Annotated in this window: 22 protein-coding genes; 4 read left to right on the forward strand and 18 right to left on the reverse strand. The window is 71.1% G+C overall.

Annotated elements, in window-relative coordinates; all coding sequences use genetic code 11:
• Nucleotides 1-23: 23 nt before the first annotated feature.
• The gene (locus AB0C03_RS07340; RefSeq protein WP_210858051.1) at nt 24-680 is read left to right on the forward strand and encodes an NAD(P)H-binding protein; all 657 of its coding nucleotides are present in this window, start codon (nt 24-26) and stop codon (nt 678-680) included.
• 26 nt (nt 681-706) lie between these two features.
• Here AB0C03_RS07340 and AB0C03_RS07345 read toward each other — a convergent pair whose 3' ends face one another.
• From AB0C03_RS07345 to AB0C03_RS07425, 17 genes are all read right to left on the reverse strand, one after another.
• Complete coding sequence (locus AB0C03_RS07345; protein ID WP_357635236.1) at nt 707-1,483, reverse strand: maleylpyruvate isomerase family mycothiol-dependent enzyme; 777 nt, start codon at nt 1,481-1,483, stop codon at nt 707-709.
• Between the two features lie 144 nt (nt 1,484-1,627).
• Nucleotides 1,628-2,587: a methyltransferase domain-containing protein gene (locus tag AB0C03_RS07350; RefSeq protein ID WP_357635238.1), complete on the reverse strand. Its 960-nt coding sequence runs from the start codon at nt 2,585-2,587 to the stop codon at nt 1,628-1,630.
• A gap of 94 nt (nt 2,588-2,681) precedes the next feature.
• Nucleotides 2,682-3,377: a DivIVA domain-containing protein gene (locus AB0C03_RS07355; protein WP_030327702.1), complete on the reverse strand. Its 696-nt coding sequence runs from the start codon at nt 3,375-3,377 to the stop codon at nt 2,682-2,684.
• A 109-nt stretch (nt 3,378-3,486) separates the two neighbouring features.
• Complete coding sequence (locus AB0C03_RS07360; protein WP_030327703.1) at nt 3,487-4,653, reverse strand: globin domain-containing protein; 1,167 nt, start codon at nt 4,651-4,653, stop codon at nt 3,487-3,489.
• Nucleotides 4,654-4,655: 2 nt separating this feature from the next.
• A complete protein-coding gene (locus AB0C03_RS07365; RefSeq protein WP_210858049.1) occupies nt 4,656-5,054 on the reverse strand; it encodes a group I truncated hemoglobin in 399 nt (132 codons plus the stop codon).
• A gap of 260 nt (nt 5,055-5,314) precedes the next feature.
• Nucleotides 5,315-5,911, reverse strand: a complete 597-nt coding sequence (locus AB0C03_RS07370) for a MerR family transcriptional regulator (RefSeq protein WP_081883657.1) — start codon at nt 5,909-5,911, stop codon at nt 5,315-5,317.
• Between the two features lie 159 nt (nt 5,912-6,070).
• Entirely contained in the window at nt 6,071-6,535 is a 465-nt protein-coding gene (locus tag AB0C03_RS07375; RefSeq protein WP_030327706.1) for a bifunctional nuclease family protein, read from the reverse strand.
• Nucleotides 6,536-6,718: 183 nt separating this feature from the next.
• On the reverse strand, nt 6,719-7,420 hold the full coding sequence (ftsR, locus tag AB0C03_RS07380) for a transcriptional regulator FtsR (RefSeq protein WP_357635242.1): 702 nt from the start codon (nt 7,418-7,420) through the stop codon (nt 6,719-6,721).
• A 50-nt stretch (nt 7,421-7,470) separates the two neighbouring features.
• Nucleotides 7,471-7,923, reverse strand: a complete 453-nt coding sequence (gene odhI, locus AB0C03_RS07385; protein ID WP_007071101.1) for an oxoglutarate dehydrogenase inhibitor Odhl — start codon at nt 7,921-7,923, stop codon at nt 7,471-7,473.
• Between the two features lie 214 nt (nt 7,924-8,137).
• Nucleotides 8,138-8,518, reverse strand: a complete 381-nt coding sequence (gene gcvH / locus AB0C03_RS07390) for a glycine cleavage system protein GcvH (RefSeq protein WP_030327708.1) — start codon at nt 8,516-8,518, stop codon at nt 8,138-8,140.
• Nucleotides 8,519-8,578: 60 nt separating this feature from the next.
• Nucleotides 8,579-9,574: a DUF881 domain-containing protein gene (locus AB0C03_RS07395; protein ID WP_030327709.1), complete on the reverse strand. Its 996-nt coding sequence runs from the start codon at nt 9,572-9,574 to the stop codon at nt 8,579-8,581.
• An 11-nt stretch (nt 9,575-9,585) separates the two neighbouring features.
• Nucleotides 9,586-9,918: a small basic family protein gene (locus AB0C03_RS07400; protein ID WP_030327710.1), complete on the reverse strand. Its 333-nt coding sequence runs from the start codon at nt 9,916-9,918 to the stop codon at nt 9,586-9,588.
• Nucleotides 9,915-10,859: a DUF881 domain-containing protein gene (locus AB0C03_RS07405; protein WP_030327711.1), complete on the reverse strand. Its 945-nt coding sequence runs from the start codon at nt 10,857-10,859 to the stop codon at nt 9,915-9,917. Before AB0C03_RS07405 ends, AB0C03_RS07400 begins: the two co-directional genes overlap by 4 nt.
• Complete coding sequence (gene clsA / locus AB0C03_RS07410; protein WP_030327712.1) at nt 10,856-11,488, reverse strand: cardiolipin synthase ClsA; 633 nt, start codon at nt 11,486-11,488, stop codon at nt 10,856-10,858. The genes AB0C03_RS07405 and clsA overlap by 4 nt, the downstream gene beginning before the upstream one ends.
• Before the next feature lie 294 nt (nt 11,489-11,782).
• Nucleotides 11,783-12,244 (reverse strand): MarR family winged helix-turn-helix transcriptional regulator, encoded by a 462-nt coding sequence (locus tag AB0C03_RS07415; RefSeq protein ID WP_030327713.1) that lies wholly within the window; start codon nt 12,242-12,244, stop codon nt 11,783-11,785.
• A 56-nt stretch (nt 12,245-12,300) separates the two neighbouring features.
• Complete coding sequence (locus tag AB0C03_RS07420) at nt 12,301-13,473, reverse strand: PP2C family protein-serine/threonine phosphatase (protein WP_030327714.1); 1,173 nt, start codon at nt 13,471-13,473, stop codon at nt 12,301-12,303.
• A 71-nt stretch (nt 13,474-13,544) separates the two neighbouring features.
• Nucleotides 13,545-14,291, reverse strand: a complete 747-nt coding sequence (locus tag AB0C03_RS07425) for an SAM-dependent methyltransferase (protein WP_210865848.1) — start codon at nt 14,289-14,291, stop codon at nt 13,545-13,547.
• Nucleotides 14,292-14,407: 116 nt separating this feature from the next.
• Between AB0C03_RS07425 and AB0C03_RS07430 the strand changes: the two genes are divergently transcribed.
• The 3 genes from AB0C03_RS07430 (at nt 14,408) to AB0C03_RS07440 (ending at nt 16,074) form a co-directional block, all read left to right on the forward strand.
• Nucleotides 14,408-15,289 (forward strand): universal stress protein, encoded by an 882-nt coding sequence (locus AB0C03_RS07430; RefSeq protein ID WP_357635251.1) that lies wholly within the window; start codon nt 14,408-14,410, stop codon nt 15,287-15,289.
• A 99-nt stretch (nt 15,290-15,388) separates the two neighbouring features.
• Nucleotides 15,389-15,601 carry a hypothetical protein gene (locus AB0C03_RS07435; protein ID WP_030327717.1) on the forward strand — a complete coding sequence of 71 codons (213 nt, stop codon included), beginning with the start codon at nt 15,389-15,391 and terminating at the stop codon, nt 15,599-15,601.
• Complete coding sequence (locus AB0C03_RS07440) at nt 15,598-16,074, forward strand: hypothetical protein (protein WP_030327718.1); 477 nt, start codon at nt 15,598-15,600, stop codon at nt 16,072-16,074. The genes AB0C03_RS07435 and AB0C03_RS07440 overlap by 4 nt, the downstream gene beginning before the upstream one ends.
• A gap of 5 nt (nt 16,075-16,079) precedes the next feature.
• Here AB0C03_RS07440 and AB0C03_RS07445 read toward each other — a convergent pair whose 3' ends face one another.
• Entirely contained in the window at nt 16,080-16,283 is a 204-nt protein-coding gene (locus AB0C03_RS07445) for a hypothetical protein (RefSeq protein ID WP_203121130.1), read from the reverse strand.
• Nucleotide 16,284 lies beyond the last annotated feature (1 nt).

Below are 16,284 nucleotides of genomic sequence, written 5' to 3' on the forward strand. Positions count from 1 at the left end.
GATGCGGCCGGTAGGTTGGGCGCATGCGCGTCGTCATCGCCGGAGGCCACGGCAAGATCGCCCTGCTGCTGCAACGTCACCTCGTCGGGCGCGGCGACACCGCCGTCGGCCTCATCCGCAACCCCGAGCAGGCCGCGACACTGCGCGCCGCCGGCGCCACCCCCGTGGTCAACGACCTGGAACACACCGACATCACGCAGCTCGCCGCGCACCTCGACGGCGCCGACGCGGTGATCTTCGCCGCCGGTGCCGGGCCCGGCAGCGGCGCCGCCCGTAAGGACACCGTCGACCGGGCCGCCGCCGCGCTGCTCGCCGACGCCGCCACCCGCGCCGGCGTCCACCGCTACCTGCTCGTCTCCTCCATGGGCGTGGACAAGCCACCCGCCCCCGGCACCGACGACGTGTGGGCGGCGTACCTGCGCGCCAAACGCGCCGCCGAGGACGACCTGCGCGGCCGCGACCTGGCCTGGACGGTGCTGCGACCCGGCCGGCTCACCGACGACCCACCCACCGGACGGGTCACCCTCACCCCACACGCCGGGGGTGGCGCGATCAGCCGCACCGACGTCGCCCACGTCCTCGCCGCGCTGCTCGACGAACCACGCACCGCCGGCGCGACACTGGAACTCGTCGACGGGCCCACCTCGATCGCCGACGCCGTCCGCGCCGCCGCCACCTGACCGACTACGCCGGCCCGCGCCGCGTCCTACTCCTGCGGCTCCCAGGCGATCAGCTGGTCCAGGACGCGGCGGTCGCCCTCGAGCTGCAGCAGGTCCATCTGAATGCGGCCGTAGAAGAACATGACCAGCTCATTGGCCGTACCCCGGGCGGAAACATACGCCACCCCCGGGTCCTCGGCGGTGACGGGCGCCGAGAGCCGGGCGGTCCGTGCGCCGTCGGCGGAGAACCACAGCCGCCAGGAACGGCCCTCGGCGGCGTGGTAGTCGATGACAGCGGGCTCGTGCGGCCACGCGATCGTCGTCGCGACGCAGGTGGTCAGGAAGTCGTCGACACCGTCGAGGGCCACCTCGTCCGGCAACGGCTCCGGTGCGCCCACAGCGACCTGGGCGTCATAGGTGTGCACGGCGACCTGCTGAAGCTGGTGGCGGGCAACAGCGCCGGCGGTCTGCGGCGACTGCGAATCACCCCACCACGTCCAGCAACCACGATCCGGGCCGGCCTCCCGCAACGCCGACAGCAACTGCGCCGTCGACGCGGCGAACCAGGCCAGCAGGGCCTCGCGCACGCGGGGCGGCGCCGGCGCGGCGATGTCCGGTGGGGCGTCGGCGGGCCCCGCGGCCACGATGGCGGCCCACCGGCGGCGTCCCTCGCCCAGGTGTCGCACCAGGTCGAACACCGTCCACTCAGGACACGTCGGCACCCGCACGTCGAGGCTGGGCGCCGCGGCGACCGCCGCCCGGAAAGCAGTCGACCGTTCGTCCATCAACCGCAACAGATCGGCGAACTTCAGAGTCTCTTCCACCGCGGCTTTGTACCACCCCGCCCCGGCAACCGACAGCGGGTTTCGCCCTCGCGGCGGGGGCACGCGGAAGACCGGTGCCCGGCGCGGCCGCCTCGCACCCCGAACAACCGCTCAGCTGACCGCCAGCCCCGCAGCCGGTCGGCGTCAGCCGCCCGGGCGGTGCGCGGCGACCAGCACCGGCCCGCCGGGGACGGTCGGGAAACGGCGAACATCGGCCAAGCCCGTCGCCGCCAGCACCTGCGCCATCCGGTCCGCGTCGAACGCGTTACCACCGTTGCGGACCGCGTTCCACCGGTCGACGGCCGCCCGCAACGGATCCCCCGCCGGCGGGTTGGTGCCCGCCACCAGCCAACCACCAGGCCGCAACGCCTGCACCAGCCGGGGCAACGCCACCGTCAACGTCTGCTCGGGCAGGAACGGCGCCGGCAACCACACCAGGTCGTACCCGCCCGGCTCCGTCACCTCCGCCACGTCCTGACGGCGCAGACTGATCCGATCCGCGACCTCGCCTGCCTCGGCCAACTCACCCCGGGCCAGGTCCAACGCCCGCTGCAGCACGTCGATACCCACCACCGACGCCCGAGGCAACGCGCGAGCCAGCGCGACCGCCAACCCCGCCACCCCGGTGCCCACGTCCAGCACCCGGCCGTCCGCCGAGCCCAAGCGCTCCGCCAACCCCGGCAACTCGGGCACCACCCGGGTCGCCAACGCCCGGCCGGTCGCCCCCGACGCCCGACCCTGGTGCAGCAACACCTCGTCGTCCAACTCCGCCCAACCCGCCCCGCGCGGCCCGGAAGGCTCCTGCGCCGCCGCGGCGACGGCCTGCCGCAGCGAACTCAACCGGGCCTGCACCGCGCTGCTCCCCGTCGGCCCATCGGCGGGCACCAACGACGGGTGCGCAACCGGCACCCCACCATCCCAGGCCAGCAGACCAGCGGCCTCCAGCACCGCGCTGCGGTGCGGCGACGCCGCCACGACCTCGGCGAGCGGGGCCGACAGGGCGTCACTCATGGTGCCGACCGCGGCCGCCAGAGCCCACGCCGAAGCCTCCAACGCGGCCAGCGGGTCCACCGACCCGCCGGTCGGAGACGGTGATACAGACACGAAGGAGCCTCTCTCACGGGCGCGGCCACCGATCAGCCCCGCCTGACCCCTCCGACTATGCCACCGCCGCCAACGCGCCGAGCACGCTCCACGATCAGCGCTGCTGGTGCCGCGGCAACGCCGACTGCCCCACCACACCACCCACGAACGGCGCCCCCGGCGTCTCCGCCGCGATCCGATCCATCGTGCGCGCCAACTGCTCACTGCCGTCATCAAGATGCCGCGCCGCCGCCTGCATGTGCGACACCATCATCTCGCCGAAAATCCGCAACGCCTCCCGGGTCGCCACCGTGTCGTCGAAGCTCGGCCCGGCCGCGCTGCGGTACTCCGCCACCGCCCGCTCCGCCTCCTGCTTCGCCTCCGCCTCCGCCGCCTGCAGGTAACTCTCGTACTGCACCCGGGCGTACTCGGCGACCCGACGCGCATAGTCATGCGCCTGCGCGATGATCTGCTCCGCCTCCCGCTGCGCCGCCGACAGCAGATTCACCTCCCGCGCCGCCGGAACCTTCGCCGCCGCCCCCGTACTCGGAATCACCCCGTGCCGGTGCAACTCCACCCGGTCGTTCAGCCGCTCGTTCTCCGCCCGCAACGTCGCGATCTGCGTCGCCAACAGATCCAACTCGTCAGCGACCTGCACCCGGAACCGGTCCACGTCAGCATTGTCATAACCCCGCCGGGCGAACGACGCGGCACCGAACTCCCACCGCCGAACCCGATCGGCGGTCATCCGCACCTGCACACCACCGGAAACCTGCACCCCGTCATACCGGCTGATCGGCGTCGCGCTCACCTGTGCAGACCTCCGTTCACGACTGCGGGGCTCGCAAGCTCACTCCTCGCGCTCACCGCACCCGCCCTTTCGTTCGCGACTGCGGGGCTCGCAAGCTCACTCCTCGCGCTCACCTGTGCCCACCTTCCGAAGTGTCACCCGCAGCCGTCCGCCACGCCGGGCCGTACCACTGCGCACCCAGGCCCTCGTGGTGCACCTGACCCGCGTGGTAACCCGCCTGCGCCAACGTTTGCACCGCGTGCGACACCATCTCGTCCGACCCACACACGAACACGTGCCGGGAACGCCAGTCACCGTCGGCCAGCGCCCGATCCACCGCCTGCACGAACTCCCCCGGCCGGTGCACGTCGGTACCCACCACGTACGTCACCGTCAACCACGGATACGACGACGCCAACTTGTCGATCGCGTCGCTGTCGTAGAACTCGCTACGCGACCGGGCCCCCACGTACAGATCAACTCGGCGGCGGGAACCCTCCGCGGCGACCTGCTCCACCAACGCCTTCACCGGCGCCCAGCCCGTACCCGCCACCAGCAGCAACAGGTCACTGGAGCCCGCCGACCACAACCCCAGCCGGTCCCCCACCGGCGCCGCCAGGTGGATCCGATCCCCCACCGCCGACCCGTACACCAGCCGCGACGACACCGCGCCCCCCGGCGCGGCCCGCACATGCAACTCCAGGGTGCCGTCCGCCCGCGGGGCGTTCGCCGGCGAGTAGTACCGCCACGACCGCACCGACGGGTGCGACACCCCGATCGACTGCCCCGGGGTGAACGGCAACAGGTACTGCGGGCGCACCGTCAACACCGCCACGTCGAACGCCCGCCGCTCATGCGCCACGATCTCCGCCACCCACCACGGCGGATTGACCGCCTCAGCGGCCTGCGCGGCCTCCATCATCACCTGGGCGACCAACCCGTACGCGGCCGTCCAGTCCGCTGCCAACTCCTCGGTCCACTGCTCGGCGAGGAAATGCTGCAACGTCGCCACCAGCGCCTCACCGACCGCCGGATAGTGCTCCGCGCGCACCGCGAACTTGCGGTGATCCGCGCCGAGATCCTGCAGGAAACCCACCAGCCGATCCACCTGGTCCACGTTGGACACGATGTGGCCCAACGCGGTCACCAGGCGATCCCGCTGACCGGCCATGTTCGTGGGGAACATCTGCCGCGTCTCAGGATGAGCGAGGAACAACGTCGAATAGAAATAGAGCGGCACCTGGTCGCCGTGACCGGCGACCACCGACCAGCTCTGCTTGAGGCGAGCCGCGTCCACGCTCAGACGCCCGACCTGTTTCCGGCAGCCACCACCTGGCCCTGCACCTGCCCCAGCACTGTCTGCACGTCAGCGAGGATGTCCGCCGGCACCCCCAACTCGGTCAGCGTCGCCGTCAGGTGCTCGCCCACCTTCGCGTAGTGCTCCACAGTGATGTTCAACGGCTGGTGCGCCTCAGCCAACCCACGACCCGTGTACTCGTTCGGGCCACCCAGCACCACGGTCAACATCAACGCCAGGTGCCGCCGCTGACCCGCCATCTCCACATCAGTGAAGTAACCCGCCAACTCCGGGTCCGCGAGCACCTTGTCGTAGAACAGCTCAACCGCCGCCTTGACCGAACTGGCACCGCCAATGCGGTCGTAGTGCGAAGCGGGAGCCGTCTCTTCCGTAACCGTCACGGTCGTTCCTTCCGGGGATGAAGGGTGCAGAACCGTGAGGGACCATAGCGTGTCAAACGCCTCCGGTCAGCGCCCCCTTATCGGATTCCCGACAATACGACCGACACGTTGCGTCATCACTACCGATCGGTATCTCCACAATCGGCCACCAACGCCACACCAAACGTATCCACAAGGGACCGGCGTGGTCGATCACCCCCGGCCACCGTCACCGACGGTCGCGAGAAAACCCAACCGGAAAAAATTGGAAGCCGAACGAGTCAGCCGGCCCGCCGCCGCGCCCGCCGCGCCGCCAGCTCGTCACCCACCGGATCCGCCCCGGACACCGCCGCCGGCTCCACCGGGCCGCTCGTCGCCGGCTCCGCCGGCAGATGCGACAACGACCCCTGGATCTCCTTGAAAGCCCCACCGATCGCGATGCCGAAGACCCCCTGGCCACCCTGCAACAGGTCAACCACCTCCTCCGGAGACCGGCACTCGTACACCGTCGTCCCATCAGAGATCAGCGTGATCCCCGCCAGATCCTCCACACCACGCGACCGCAACGCCTCGATCGCCTTACGGATGTTCTGCAGGGACACCCCCGCATCCAACAACCGCTTCACGACCTTCAACACCACCAGGTCCCGGAACGAGTACAACCGCTGCGTCCCCGAGCCCGAAGCATCCCGAACGCTCGGCACCACGAGCGTCGTCCGCGCCCAGTAGTCCAACTGCCGGTAACTGATGCCCACCGCGTGACACGCCGTCACACCCCGGTAGCCAACCGAACCGTCACCCTCAGCCGCCACACCTGGCGACGAGGCACCCGGCTCGTCGAACTCTGCACCCGGATCGGAATCCCGCGGCTCGTGCATCCGGACAACCTCCCCGTCAGTGTGGCGACGCATCGTTTCCGGGACGCGCACCCCTCGACATGGAAACCCTATCGCCACCGTCAGGGGTTACCACGGAGGAACCGACGCGACACGCCGCGCAGCCACCGAGAAAGATCACCAACCGAGCCCGGGCACACCTCAGCCCGCGAAATCCTCCGGACGCACCTGCTCCAGGAACTCGCGGAACTTCTCCACCTCGTCCTCCTGCTCATCAGGGATAACGATCCCCGCCTCGCTGAGGACCTGCTCCGCACAACGAATCGGCGCACCGACACGCAACGCCAACGCGATCGAATCGCTCGGCCGCGCCGACACCCGCACCCCATCGCCGATCAACAGATCCGCGTAGAAGACGTTCTCCTTCAGCTCGGTGATCTCCACCGCCTGCAAGGGCGCCTTCAACGCCGCCAACACATCCCGCAGAAGATCATGGGTCAACGGCCGGGCCGGCTTGACCCCCTGCTGCTCATAAGCGATAGCCGTCGCCTCGACCGCGCCGATCCAGATCGGCAGATAGCGGTCCCCCTCGACCTCCCTGAGCAGGACGATCGGTTGGTTGCTGGGCAGCTCCACCCGAACTCCGACCACGCTCAGCTCGCGCACCGCCGCCTCCGTGTCGTCGTCAACCTACGCACCGCGCCCTTCCCTGCACGGTACACGGACCGCAACACGGCCGTCCCATGCGCTACAGCACCACGCCCGCGCCGAAAAGGGGTTACCCCGGCAAGCCTACGGCACGCTTCCCCGAAGAGATCTTTCCGCTCAGCCGCCACCCGCCGGGCACCCTCACCGACCCAACGTCGACCGCAGACCCACCCGCACCAACGCCGCGTGCAACTGCTCCGACAACGCCACCAACTCCCGCGCCGTCTCCGCCGCCCGCGCCCGCGCCGCCGGATCACTCTGCCGCGCCAACGGCGCCACCAACTGCGCGAACAAACCGACCTCCCGGTCCGCCGCCGTCCGATAACCCCGCAGATGCCGCGGCTCCAACCCGTACGACGCCAACCCCGCCACCGCCGAAGCGATGATCAGGGCATCCGCGTCATACCAACCCGGTGGATCCGACACCAGCACACCGAGCCGCTCCAAGTCCGCCAGCGTCGACTCGTCGATCCCACTGCGCGCCACCAGATCCGACCGGCCGAGCCGCACCTGCGACGACTCGGCCGGCTCCGACACCTCACGACCCGGCACCGCACCATCGGGACCAACCGCCACCAACGCCGGCCGCGACCGCTCCGGCTGCTCACCGGACGAATCCCACTGGGCCAACTGCTCCCGGATCACCCGCAACGGCAGGTACCTGTCCCGCTGCGCGGTCAACACGAACCGCAACCGCGCCACATCGTCCCAGCTGTACTTCCGGTAACCCGCCGCCGTCCGCTGCGGCTCGACCAAACCCTCAGCCTCAAGAAACCGCAGCTTCGAAATCGTGGTATCCGGAAAATCCACCCGCAACTGCCCAAGCACCTCACCGATGCTCATCAGCGGCTGAGACCGAGCCGCCCCGGGTGACGTGGAGGCCGCAGGCTCGTTCACCCCCGGCCGGCCTCCTCCTCCGGGCGCGGACCGGCGATGAACACCACCCGGAACTTACCGATCTGGACCTCGTCACCGTTGCTCAACGTGGCCGCCTCAACCCGCTCACGATTGACGTACGTGCCATTCAGGCTGCCCACGTCGCGCACCGTGAACGTCCCACCGTCACGGTGGAACTCCGCATGCCGACGCGACACCGTCACGTCATCCAGGAAGATGTCACTGTCCGGGTGCCGGCCACTGGTCGTCACATCGTGGTCCAACAGGAACCGGGCACCCGCATTCGGGCCTCGACGAACCACCAGCAGCGCCATACCCGGCGGCAACGAACCGGACATCCGGCTCGGCACCACATCGGTGTCCGGCCCCTCCAGCACTTCGTCGAGCGAACCGAGATTGAGCGTCGAAGTGACGTCGAGTGGGGGGAACTCGTCGTCTGGCCGCGTCATGGGACCACCTCACGGATCTGTTCGGTCGGCGTCGGGTAATGGCGGGTCTGGCCGCCGGGCACATGCACACCCGGCGGCTGGCTCCCCGTGCCCGGGAAGGCAATTCCACAACGCTCAACTATTGGGTTCTCGGTCGACTGGGCGAGCCTAGCCAGCGCCGAAATGCAGGGCAACCGGACGCGCGCAGACATCGCACGCACCGGATCACGCACACTCAGCCTTCGGTGATCTTCTGATACGCGGCCGCCGTCAGCAACCCATCCGTCGCCGTCGGATCATCCGGCGTGATCTCCACCAACCAACCCTCACCGTACGGATCAGTGTTGATCAGCTCAGGAGTGTCAGCCAACGCGTCGTTGCGCGCCGCCACCGTACCGGCCACCGGCGCGTAGATCTCCGACACACTCTTGGTCGACTCGATCTCACCCAACGAGTCACCGGCCGCGACCACCGCACCCGCCTCGGGCAACTGCACGTACACGATGTCACCGAGCGCGTCCTGCGCGAAGTGGGTGATGCCGACCCGGACCGAAGCCGTGCCGTCACCCGCCACCCACTCATGCTCGGCGGTGTATCGCAGATCCTCGGGAATCACCAGACGCGTCCTTCATCCATCGGTGCCCCGGACCACCCGGGTCCGGGGCGGCCGCGCCGGTCAGGAGACCGGACGGGCGTGTTCCAACTTGATCGGCACGTGCAGCGCCGAAACCTCGGCAACCTCACGCTCCCCAAACGTCACGTTACCGCCGTCACCCCGAACCGACGCCACCACCCCACCAGGAATGTTCAACGCCGTACGCATCGTCGCCGGATCACCGATCACCGTGATCGTGTACGGCCCCGTCAACCGACGCCCCTCCACCATCAACGACCCGTTGTCCCCATCGAGGAAGTACGTCGACGCGATGATCCGAACCGTCGCCCGATCCCCACCGGAAATCTGCATCGCCTCGGCACCCGCACCCCGCAGCTCCTGGACCGCGTCCAACACCCGGTTCGCCGAGATCGGCTTCACCCCGGAGTCGAACTGCACCGTCAACCCCGGGCCCACCGCCGGCAACGTCCCCGCCAGGATGCCCAACTCGTCCGCCCGCCGGGTCGCCTCGTCCAACGCCGCCTGACGACCCTGCTCACCCGAGCGCAACTGACGCTGACTGTCCTCCAGGGCACGGATGTCCTGCTGCAGGCGGTTCTCCCGCGCATCCAGATCCGACAGGATCCGAACCAGGTCCTCCTGCCGCGTGGCCCCCAACGTCGGGTCCGTCGAGGTCGTCTTCAACTGCACCACCAACGTGAACCCCAACAACGCCAGCAACGCGGCGATCATCACACCGGCCGTACTCCACCGGGACCGACCAGCCACCACCGGCTCCGCCGGCTCCACCGACGCGTCGGAACCCACGACCGGCTCCCCCGACCGCGACACCGCGTTCAGGTCCACCGTCGCACCGTCGTCGACCGGCTCCACACCCGGCTCCGCCACCGGCTCATCGTCCGACGGCCGCGCGGGCCCCTGCGGCGCCAACGGGCTCAGCTCGTCCGGATCCGGCGCGTCAGGCCGCGGATCAGGCTCACCCGCCGGCCCACCCGGGCGCGCCGGGCCCGCCGGCTGCGGCCACCCGGTCCCCGTGTCGGTCTGCTCGTCACTCATCGCAACCCAACCTACGCCCGGAACAGGTGCCGGCGGATCGCCGCCACGTTGCCGAAGATACGCACACCCAGCACAACCACCACACCGGTGGACAACTGCCCGCCCACACCCAGCTGGTCACCCAGATACACGATCAGACCAGCGACCAGCACGTTCGAAATGAACGACACCACGAACTGCTTGTCGTCGAAGATGCGGTCCAACCGGGCCCGCACCCCACCGAACACCGCGTCCAACGCGGCCACCACCGCGATCGGCAGGTACGGCTGCAACGCCGCCGGCACCGTGGGATCAAGCCACACGCCCAGCACCACACCGGCGAGCAACGCCAGCACCGCGATCATCGGCCACCTCCGGAGGGGCTAACAGTCGTCGCCGGACCGGACGACCCGGGACTGCCGGACCGGACACCCGACGCGGAAGGGCTCGGACTGACCGACGGCTTGGCGTAGCGTAGCTGCGGCTCCGGAGCCGCCGGCAGGGTGAGGTCATCCGACTCCCGAACACCGAACGACAACCCGGTCCCCTGCGCCACCTTCCGCATCAGCGCCGCGTTCCGACTGTCCTCGAACTTGCGCCGCATCGAATCCGGCCCGATCGCCGACACCTCGTACGGCCCGGTCACCGGCCGGAAATCCACCAGCATGGCCTCACCCGCCGACCGGATCGTCGACGTCGACGTCAACCGCTGCCCGTTGATGGCGATCGCCTCCGCGCCGGCACTCCACAACGCGTTCGCCACCCCCTGCAGGTCGCTGTAGAGCACCCGCGGCGGCCCGGCACCCGCACCGGTCACCGCGTCCGCCTTGTCCGGCGCGTCCGCCAACCGCACCACCACACCATCACCGCGCACCCGACCCAGCCCGGTGCTCGCCTCCAGGTTGCGCAACCGGGCGGCGGCCGACCCGCTCAACGCCGCGTCCCGCTGCCGACTGACCTCCTCGCGCAGCTGATCCGCCCGCGTGGACAACCGGTCGGTCTGGCTCTCCCGTTCCTTGATCTGCGTCACCAGACCCGAACGGGCCTGGCTCCGCCCCGGCTCGTCCGCCATCGTCTGCCGGTACGCGACCGCGAACAGGAAACCGAGCATCACCACCACGACCAGGCTCACCGACCGCGCCGGCCAGGCCCGCCATCCTCGCGCCGCAGCGGACTGCGCCGAGCTCCGACGGGCGGCGGCCGCGTCCGCGTACCCCGGGTCCAACGGGTTGCGAAACAGTTCGGTGAGGAAATCCGGCGCGTACACCCGGTCCTGGCCGGGTTTGCCCAGCCGCGGCGCGCTCACGCCGCCGCTCCCGGGCCGCGCACCGCGCGCACCAGCCGGGCCGCCTGCACGACGTACATCCCGCCGGCCACCCAGTAGAGCACCAGACCCCACCAGGCCAGCGCCCAACCGATGGCGCTCGCCGCGGTCGCCACGTCGGTCGCCGCGGTGGCCAACAGCAGCACCGGGAACGCCGCGAGCAGCAGGAACGTGGCGGTCTTGCCGACGTAGTGCACCGGCGGCGGCCCGTACCCGTGGCGACGCAGCACCGCCAGCGAACCGAGCAGGAGCACCTCACGGGCCAGCAGCGCCGCGGTGAACTGCCACGGCACCACCTCCCGCGCGGTGAACGCGACCAGGGTGGCGAGGATGTAGAGGCGGTCGGCGAGTGGGTCGAGCAGTTCGCCCAGGCGGCTCACCTGACGCAGCCGGCGGGCGATCCAGCCGTCGACCCAGTCGGTGGTGCCGCCGATGGCCAGGACGACGACCGCGGCCACGTCGGCCCGCGCCACCAGGAAGAGGTAGAGGAACAGCGGCACGCCCAGCAGCCGCCCGAAGCTGATCAGGTTGGGCACTGTGAGCACCTGGTTGCCGGGAGCCTCGTCACCGGTGTCCCGCGGGTGCTCTGCCCGAGCCGGCCGACGCGACACCGATCCTCCTCCACGGCACGCGGGCCCCCGCCGACGCCGGGCGCGGCTGAGGGTCGTCCGTGCTGTCGGGCCGACCACCGCCGGCTCTCCCCGATGGCCCCGCGTGGGGCCCGTTCCTCTGCTGCGGCCCGCGGTCATCGAGATCGCGGGCCGGGTAGATGCGCTGCCACTATATCGGGCCTCCTCTCGCCGGCCGGGTGCCGCCGCCGGGCTGTCGGTGCGGCTGTGCCGCACTATGGCGTGGATCACCACGCCTAAAGCGTCCTAGGATACTAGTGAAGAACGGGGCGACGCTCAGGCCGTCTGCACCGCGGAGTCGCTCTGCTGCTCGGGCACCGAGTTCGCCGCCCGCGCGAACCCGACCAGCGCCAACAACAGCTCGTGCTGCATCCGCGTCGGCATCCGGTCCAACACCGCCTGCACCGCACGCTGGCGCCGCTCGGCCAACTCCCGCAGCAGGGTCAGCGCGGCGGCGGTCGGCACCAACCGCACCTCCCGCCGGTCGCGCGGATCGGCCACCCGGCGCAACAGGCCGGTCGCTTCCAGCCGGTCGCACAGGCGGCTCGCCGATGACGGCACCACGTCCAGCAACTCCGCCAACCCGTTGACGTTGGTCTCCGGTCGACCGCAGATCAGCGTGAGCACCCGCAGCTGGGTGGGCGGCACCTGATGCCGCGCCGCAGCCGAGTCCAGCACAGCGATCAGCGTTCCGGCAGCCGCGTCGATCGCCGCGGCGAGATCCGCAGGTCGCTCCACCTGATGTCCCCTGCCGTCGTCGCGCTGGTGCCCGCCCGACAACGCGGCCGCGACTCTCACCCCGTGCCCTGTTCGCGTGGACCATGCCAGTCCAGACAGACCACGACGGCGTCGTCGCGCAGGTCGGAATCCGCGTGATAGGCGTGCAGTTCGCGCATCACCGTACCAACCGCCTCGGCCGGCGGCTGCAGCCGAGTGGCGCGCAACGAACGCGCCATCATCCGCTGCCCGTACGGCTCCTGCCCCGGCGGTTCGGCGGCCCACACCCCGTCGCTGACCACGAAGAGACGGTCGCCCGGCGCGAGTTGCACCTCCTGAAGCTCGTAGCGCGTCTCGGCGAACATGCCCAGCGGCAGCTGCTGATCCAGCTTCATCGGCTCGACCGTGGACCCGCGCATCCGCAGCAGATGGGGCGAACCCGCGTCGACCGCCCGCACCCGGCCGCAGCGAGTGTCCACCTCGAGCAGCAGGGTGGCCACGTACCGCGCACCCCGGTGCTGGTAGAAGACCGTGTCCGAGGCCAGCTCGGCCTGTTCCACCAGGCCGCCACCGGAGCGCCGCGCGTTGCGCATCGCGTTGACCGTGACGGCGGTCAACAGGGACGCGGCGAGCCCGGTGCCCTCACCGTTGAGCACCGTCACGGTGAGACGGTCGCCGTCCAGCGACCAGTCGAAGTGGTCACCGCCCACCGTGTACGCCGGTTCGAGCTGACCGGCCAGATCGAACGCGTGGTGCGCGACACCGCGACCGGGCAGCAGATCCCACTGCATCTCGGCGGCCATCGTCAGTCGCTCCCGCCGACGGGCCCGCCGGTAACGGTCGGTCTCCCGGTCCGCCGCGCGCATCGCCACCGCCAGGGCGTCGGCGATGTCCGTGGCCTGACCGGTCACCGCCGGATTCGGCACGGCCGGCAGCTCGATCAGCAGCACGCCCAGCCGCTCCCCCCACACCGTCAACGGCAGGTAGAGCCGGCACGGGCCCTCGCCGTCGCGGACCGGCTGCTGGCTGCTGAAACAGCGCTGCGCGACGGTGTGGCATTCCAGGAACCCGGCCGCCGGCAGGTCCGGGTCCAGCACCGGCCAGAGGCCGCTGATCCGGTAGTCGGCGACGAAGACGTCGGTGCGCAGCGCGCCCATCGCCGACCGGATCGCCCGGTCCGCCGCCTCGGCCAACTGGTCGGGCGGGGCCTCGCGCAACGCGCGCGACACCACGTCCGGCGCGTCTACCATCGTCGTCCTCCCCAGAAGCTTGCTATAGGGCAAGCATCATACGGACGCCCTCGGACGGCGGATCGGCGCGGTCAGTCAGTCGCGCGGGTCGCGAGCACACCGTGGAACGCGTCGGGCACCCGGGCCGGCGGGCCCGCCGCCCGCCACTGGGCGACCGGGACGATCCCGTCCGCCGTCGGCGCCCACCGACCGAGCAGGGGCGCGAACGCCGCCGGCGGGCGCATCCGAAACTGCGGGCCCATCATGGCCAGCGCCTCCGGGTGGCCCGCGAGCTCCTCGGTGTCGAAGTCCACCGCCAGCAGGCTGCCCGGCGCCGCGGCAGCGTACAACTCGTCGAGGGTGCGGGTCAGCGTGGCGTCGTCGAGGAACGCCGCCAGGCCGAGGAAGACCACCCCGACCGGCCGCCGACCCCACCCCGGCACGAAGCGGTGCAGCTGCGCCGGATCGATGGTGCCGATGTCCGTCGCGTCGCCGAAGCCGTAGCCGGCCCGGTCGCTGCCGGCGAGGATGCTCTGTCCCAACCGGATGGTGACCGGATCGACGTCGGTGTAGAGCACCGTCGCGTCGGTGGCGACCTCGTGCACGTTACCCATCGTCGGCACCCCGGCGCCGAACACCAGGAAACCGTCCACGCCCTGGCCGGCCATCGCCCGCACCGCCCGGCCCAGGAACGCCCGCAGCTCCCGGAACACCGGCGCGCACGGCCCGTACGCCCGCTCGAACGCGTGAGCGGCGGCCACGTCCACCGGGAAGTGATGCTGCCCGCCGAGCCAGAAGTCGATCATGCGAGCGGTGCTCGGCTGGTCTGGTTCACCCATCGGCGACGCTCCCTCCCCGGCCGGTCCTCGTCAGCGTACCGACCGGGGAGCGCTCAGCGGTATCGCGGCGCGAAGGCGTCCGGGCCCGCGATACTGGCCGCGGGCGGAGGTGGGCGGTGAACTCGGCGAACAATGCGGCGGTGGTGGTCGGCGTCGACGGCTCGGAGTCGGCGCTGCGTGCCGTCCGCCTCGCCGCCACCGAGGCGGCACGGCAGCACCGACCACTGCGGGTCGTGCACGGCTTCATCTGGCCGCTGCTGCACGTACCGGTCTCCCCCGCCCCGGACGCGCCACCCGGCGGTGGACTGCGCCACCGGGCCGAGGAACTCGTCGAGGCCGCGGTGAACGAGGCCGAGGCCACCGTGCCCGGCCTGTCGATCTCCGGCGAGATCATCGATGGGGAGGCCGCCGCGGTGCTGGTGGGCGAGTCCCCCACCGCCGCGCTCATCGTGCTCGGCGACCGCGGGCTCGGTGGGTTCTCCGCGCTGGTGCTCGGCTCGGTCGCGGTGCAGGTCGCCGCGTACGCCGACTGCCCGGTGCTGGTCGCCCGCGGCACGCAACGACCCGACCAGCCGGTGCTGGTAGCTGTCGACGGTTCGGACGCCTCCCGGCGGGCGGCGGACGTGGCCGCCGACACGGCCGTGTCGCTCGGCGTGCCGCTGGTGGCGGTGCACGCCTACCGGCACCCCGGCAGCAGCGGACCGGGCGACATGCAACCCCTGGTGTACGACGAGGCGAAGCTGCACCGCGAGCAGGAGCGGATGCTCGCCGGGTGGCTGACCGGCCTCACCGAGGACCATCGGGGTCTGCGGTTGACGTGCCAGGCGACACGTGGTCGACCCGGCACCGTGCTCGCCGAGGCGTCCCGCTCCGCCCAACTGGCGGTGGTCGGCGGGCGCGGGCGCGGCGAGGTGACCGGGTTGCTGCTGGGGTCGGTGAGCCAGTCGATGCTCCACCACGCGCAGTGCCCGGTCATGGTGGTCCGCGCCCCCCACTAGCCCGCCGGGGTTCGTCCGCCGCCAGGCGGGTAGACGGCCGCGGTACGCCCAGCGGACGGTGGGCAGCACCAGGTGCCCAGACCGACGAAGGAGGCACAGATGCCAGGACCACGGCCGGGTAGTAACGCGTACGACAAGCAGCGGGCACGGTTGCGCAACGCGATCGACGACTCCGGACGCCGAGTGCCCGACGGCAAGGCCAACCAGGTCGCCAACCGGATCCTGCAGGAGGATCGCGGCCAACGCGGCGTGGTACGCGGTGACCGCGCGTACGGCCCGAAGAGCGAGCGCGAACCGGGCGACCCGAAGTGAGCAGGGTCGACGTGGCCGACGGCGCCATCGCGGGCGCCGTCGGCAGCACCGCGCTGAACGTGGTCAGCTACCTCGACATGGCACTGCGGGGACGGCCCGAGAGCGACGTCCCGCAGGAGACCGTCGACCGGCTGGCCGGGATCGCGCACGTGGACCTGGGCAACGGGGCCCGGGCGGCCAACCGCCGCTCGGGCCTCGGGCCGCTCATCGGTTACGCCCTGGGGGTCGCCGCAGGCGTCGGGTTCGCGTTCTACGCCGGTGGTCGGCGTCAGCCGTTGCCGGTGGCCACCGGGCTGCTCGGCGCCGGCGTCATGACCATGACCGACGGGTCGATCACGGTGCTCGGGATCAGCGACCCGCGCACCTGGCGGCGCTCCGACTGGATCTCCGACATCATTCCGCACCTCGCGTACGGGCTGGCGGCCGCCGCCACCTGGAACAGGTTGCGGCGGCCGCCAGGTCGCGGTCGCTGACCGGGTCAGCGGGTGTCGCTGTCGTCCTCGGCCACCGGCTCACCGGCCGGGCCGTACGGCGACACCTGCCCCTTGGGCACCGGTCGACCGGCGTCCCCGCGCGACGAACCACGGTTGAGCGGGTGCCCGGTCGGCTTGGGCCCCTTGCTGTCCTGGCTGGTGGCTCCCTTGGCATTGCGCCGGAGCTCTTCCTGCTGGGGATTGACCACG

Origin of the sequence: Micromonospora parva (assembly GCF_040649675.1) — a bacterium.
In the GTDB taxonomy this organism is placed as follows: Bacteria; Actinomycetota; Actinomycetes; order Mycobacteriales; family Micromonosporaceae; genus Micromonospora; species Micromonospora parva.

Bases quoted from the DNA above. Each gene is read 5' to 3' on its own strand.
- ftsR (WP_357635242.1), bottom strand. From the start codon at position 7,420: ATGAGCATCGGTGAGGTGCTTGGGCAGTTGCGGGTGGATTTTCCGGAT.
- AB0C03_RS07420 (WP_030327714.1), bottom strand. From the start codon at position 13,473: ATGGTAGACGCGCCGGACGTGGTGTCGCGCGCGTTGCGCGAGGCCCCG.
- AB0C03_RS07400 (WP_030327710.1), bottom strand. From the start codon at position 9,918: ATGATCGCGGTGCTGGCGTTGCTCGCCGGTGTGGTGCTGGGCGTGTGG.
- AB0C03_RS07435 (WP_030327717.1), top strand. From the start codon at position 15,389: ATGCCAGGACCACGGCCGGGTAGTAACGCGTACGACAAGCAGCGGGCA.
- AB0C03_RS07425 (WP_210865848.1), bottom strand. From the start codon at position 14,291: ATGGGTGAACCAGACCAGCCGAGCACCGCTCGCATGATCGACTTCTGG.
- odhI (WP_007071101.1), bottom strand. From the start codon at position 7,923: ATGACGCGGCCAGACGACGAGTTCCCCCCACTCGACGTCACTTCGACG.
- AB0C03_RS07370 (WP_081883657.1), bottom strand. From the start codon at position 5,911: ATGCACGAGCCGCGGGATTCCGATCCGGGTGCAGAGTTCGACGAGCCG.
- AB0C03_RS07340 (WP_210858051.1), top strand. From the start codon at position 24: ATGCGCGTCGTCATCGCCGGAGGCCACGGCAAGATCGCCCTGCTGCTG.
- AB0C03_RS07395 (WP_030327709.1), bottom strand. From the start codon at position 9,574: ATGAGTGACGAGCAGACCGACACGGGGACCGGGTGGCCGCAGCCGGCG.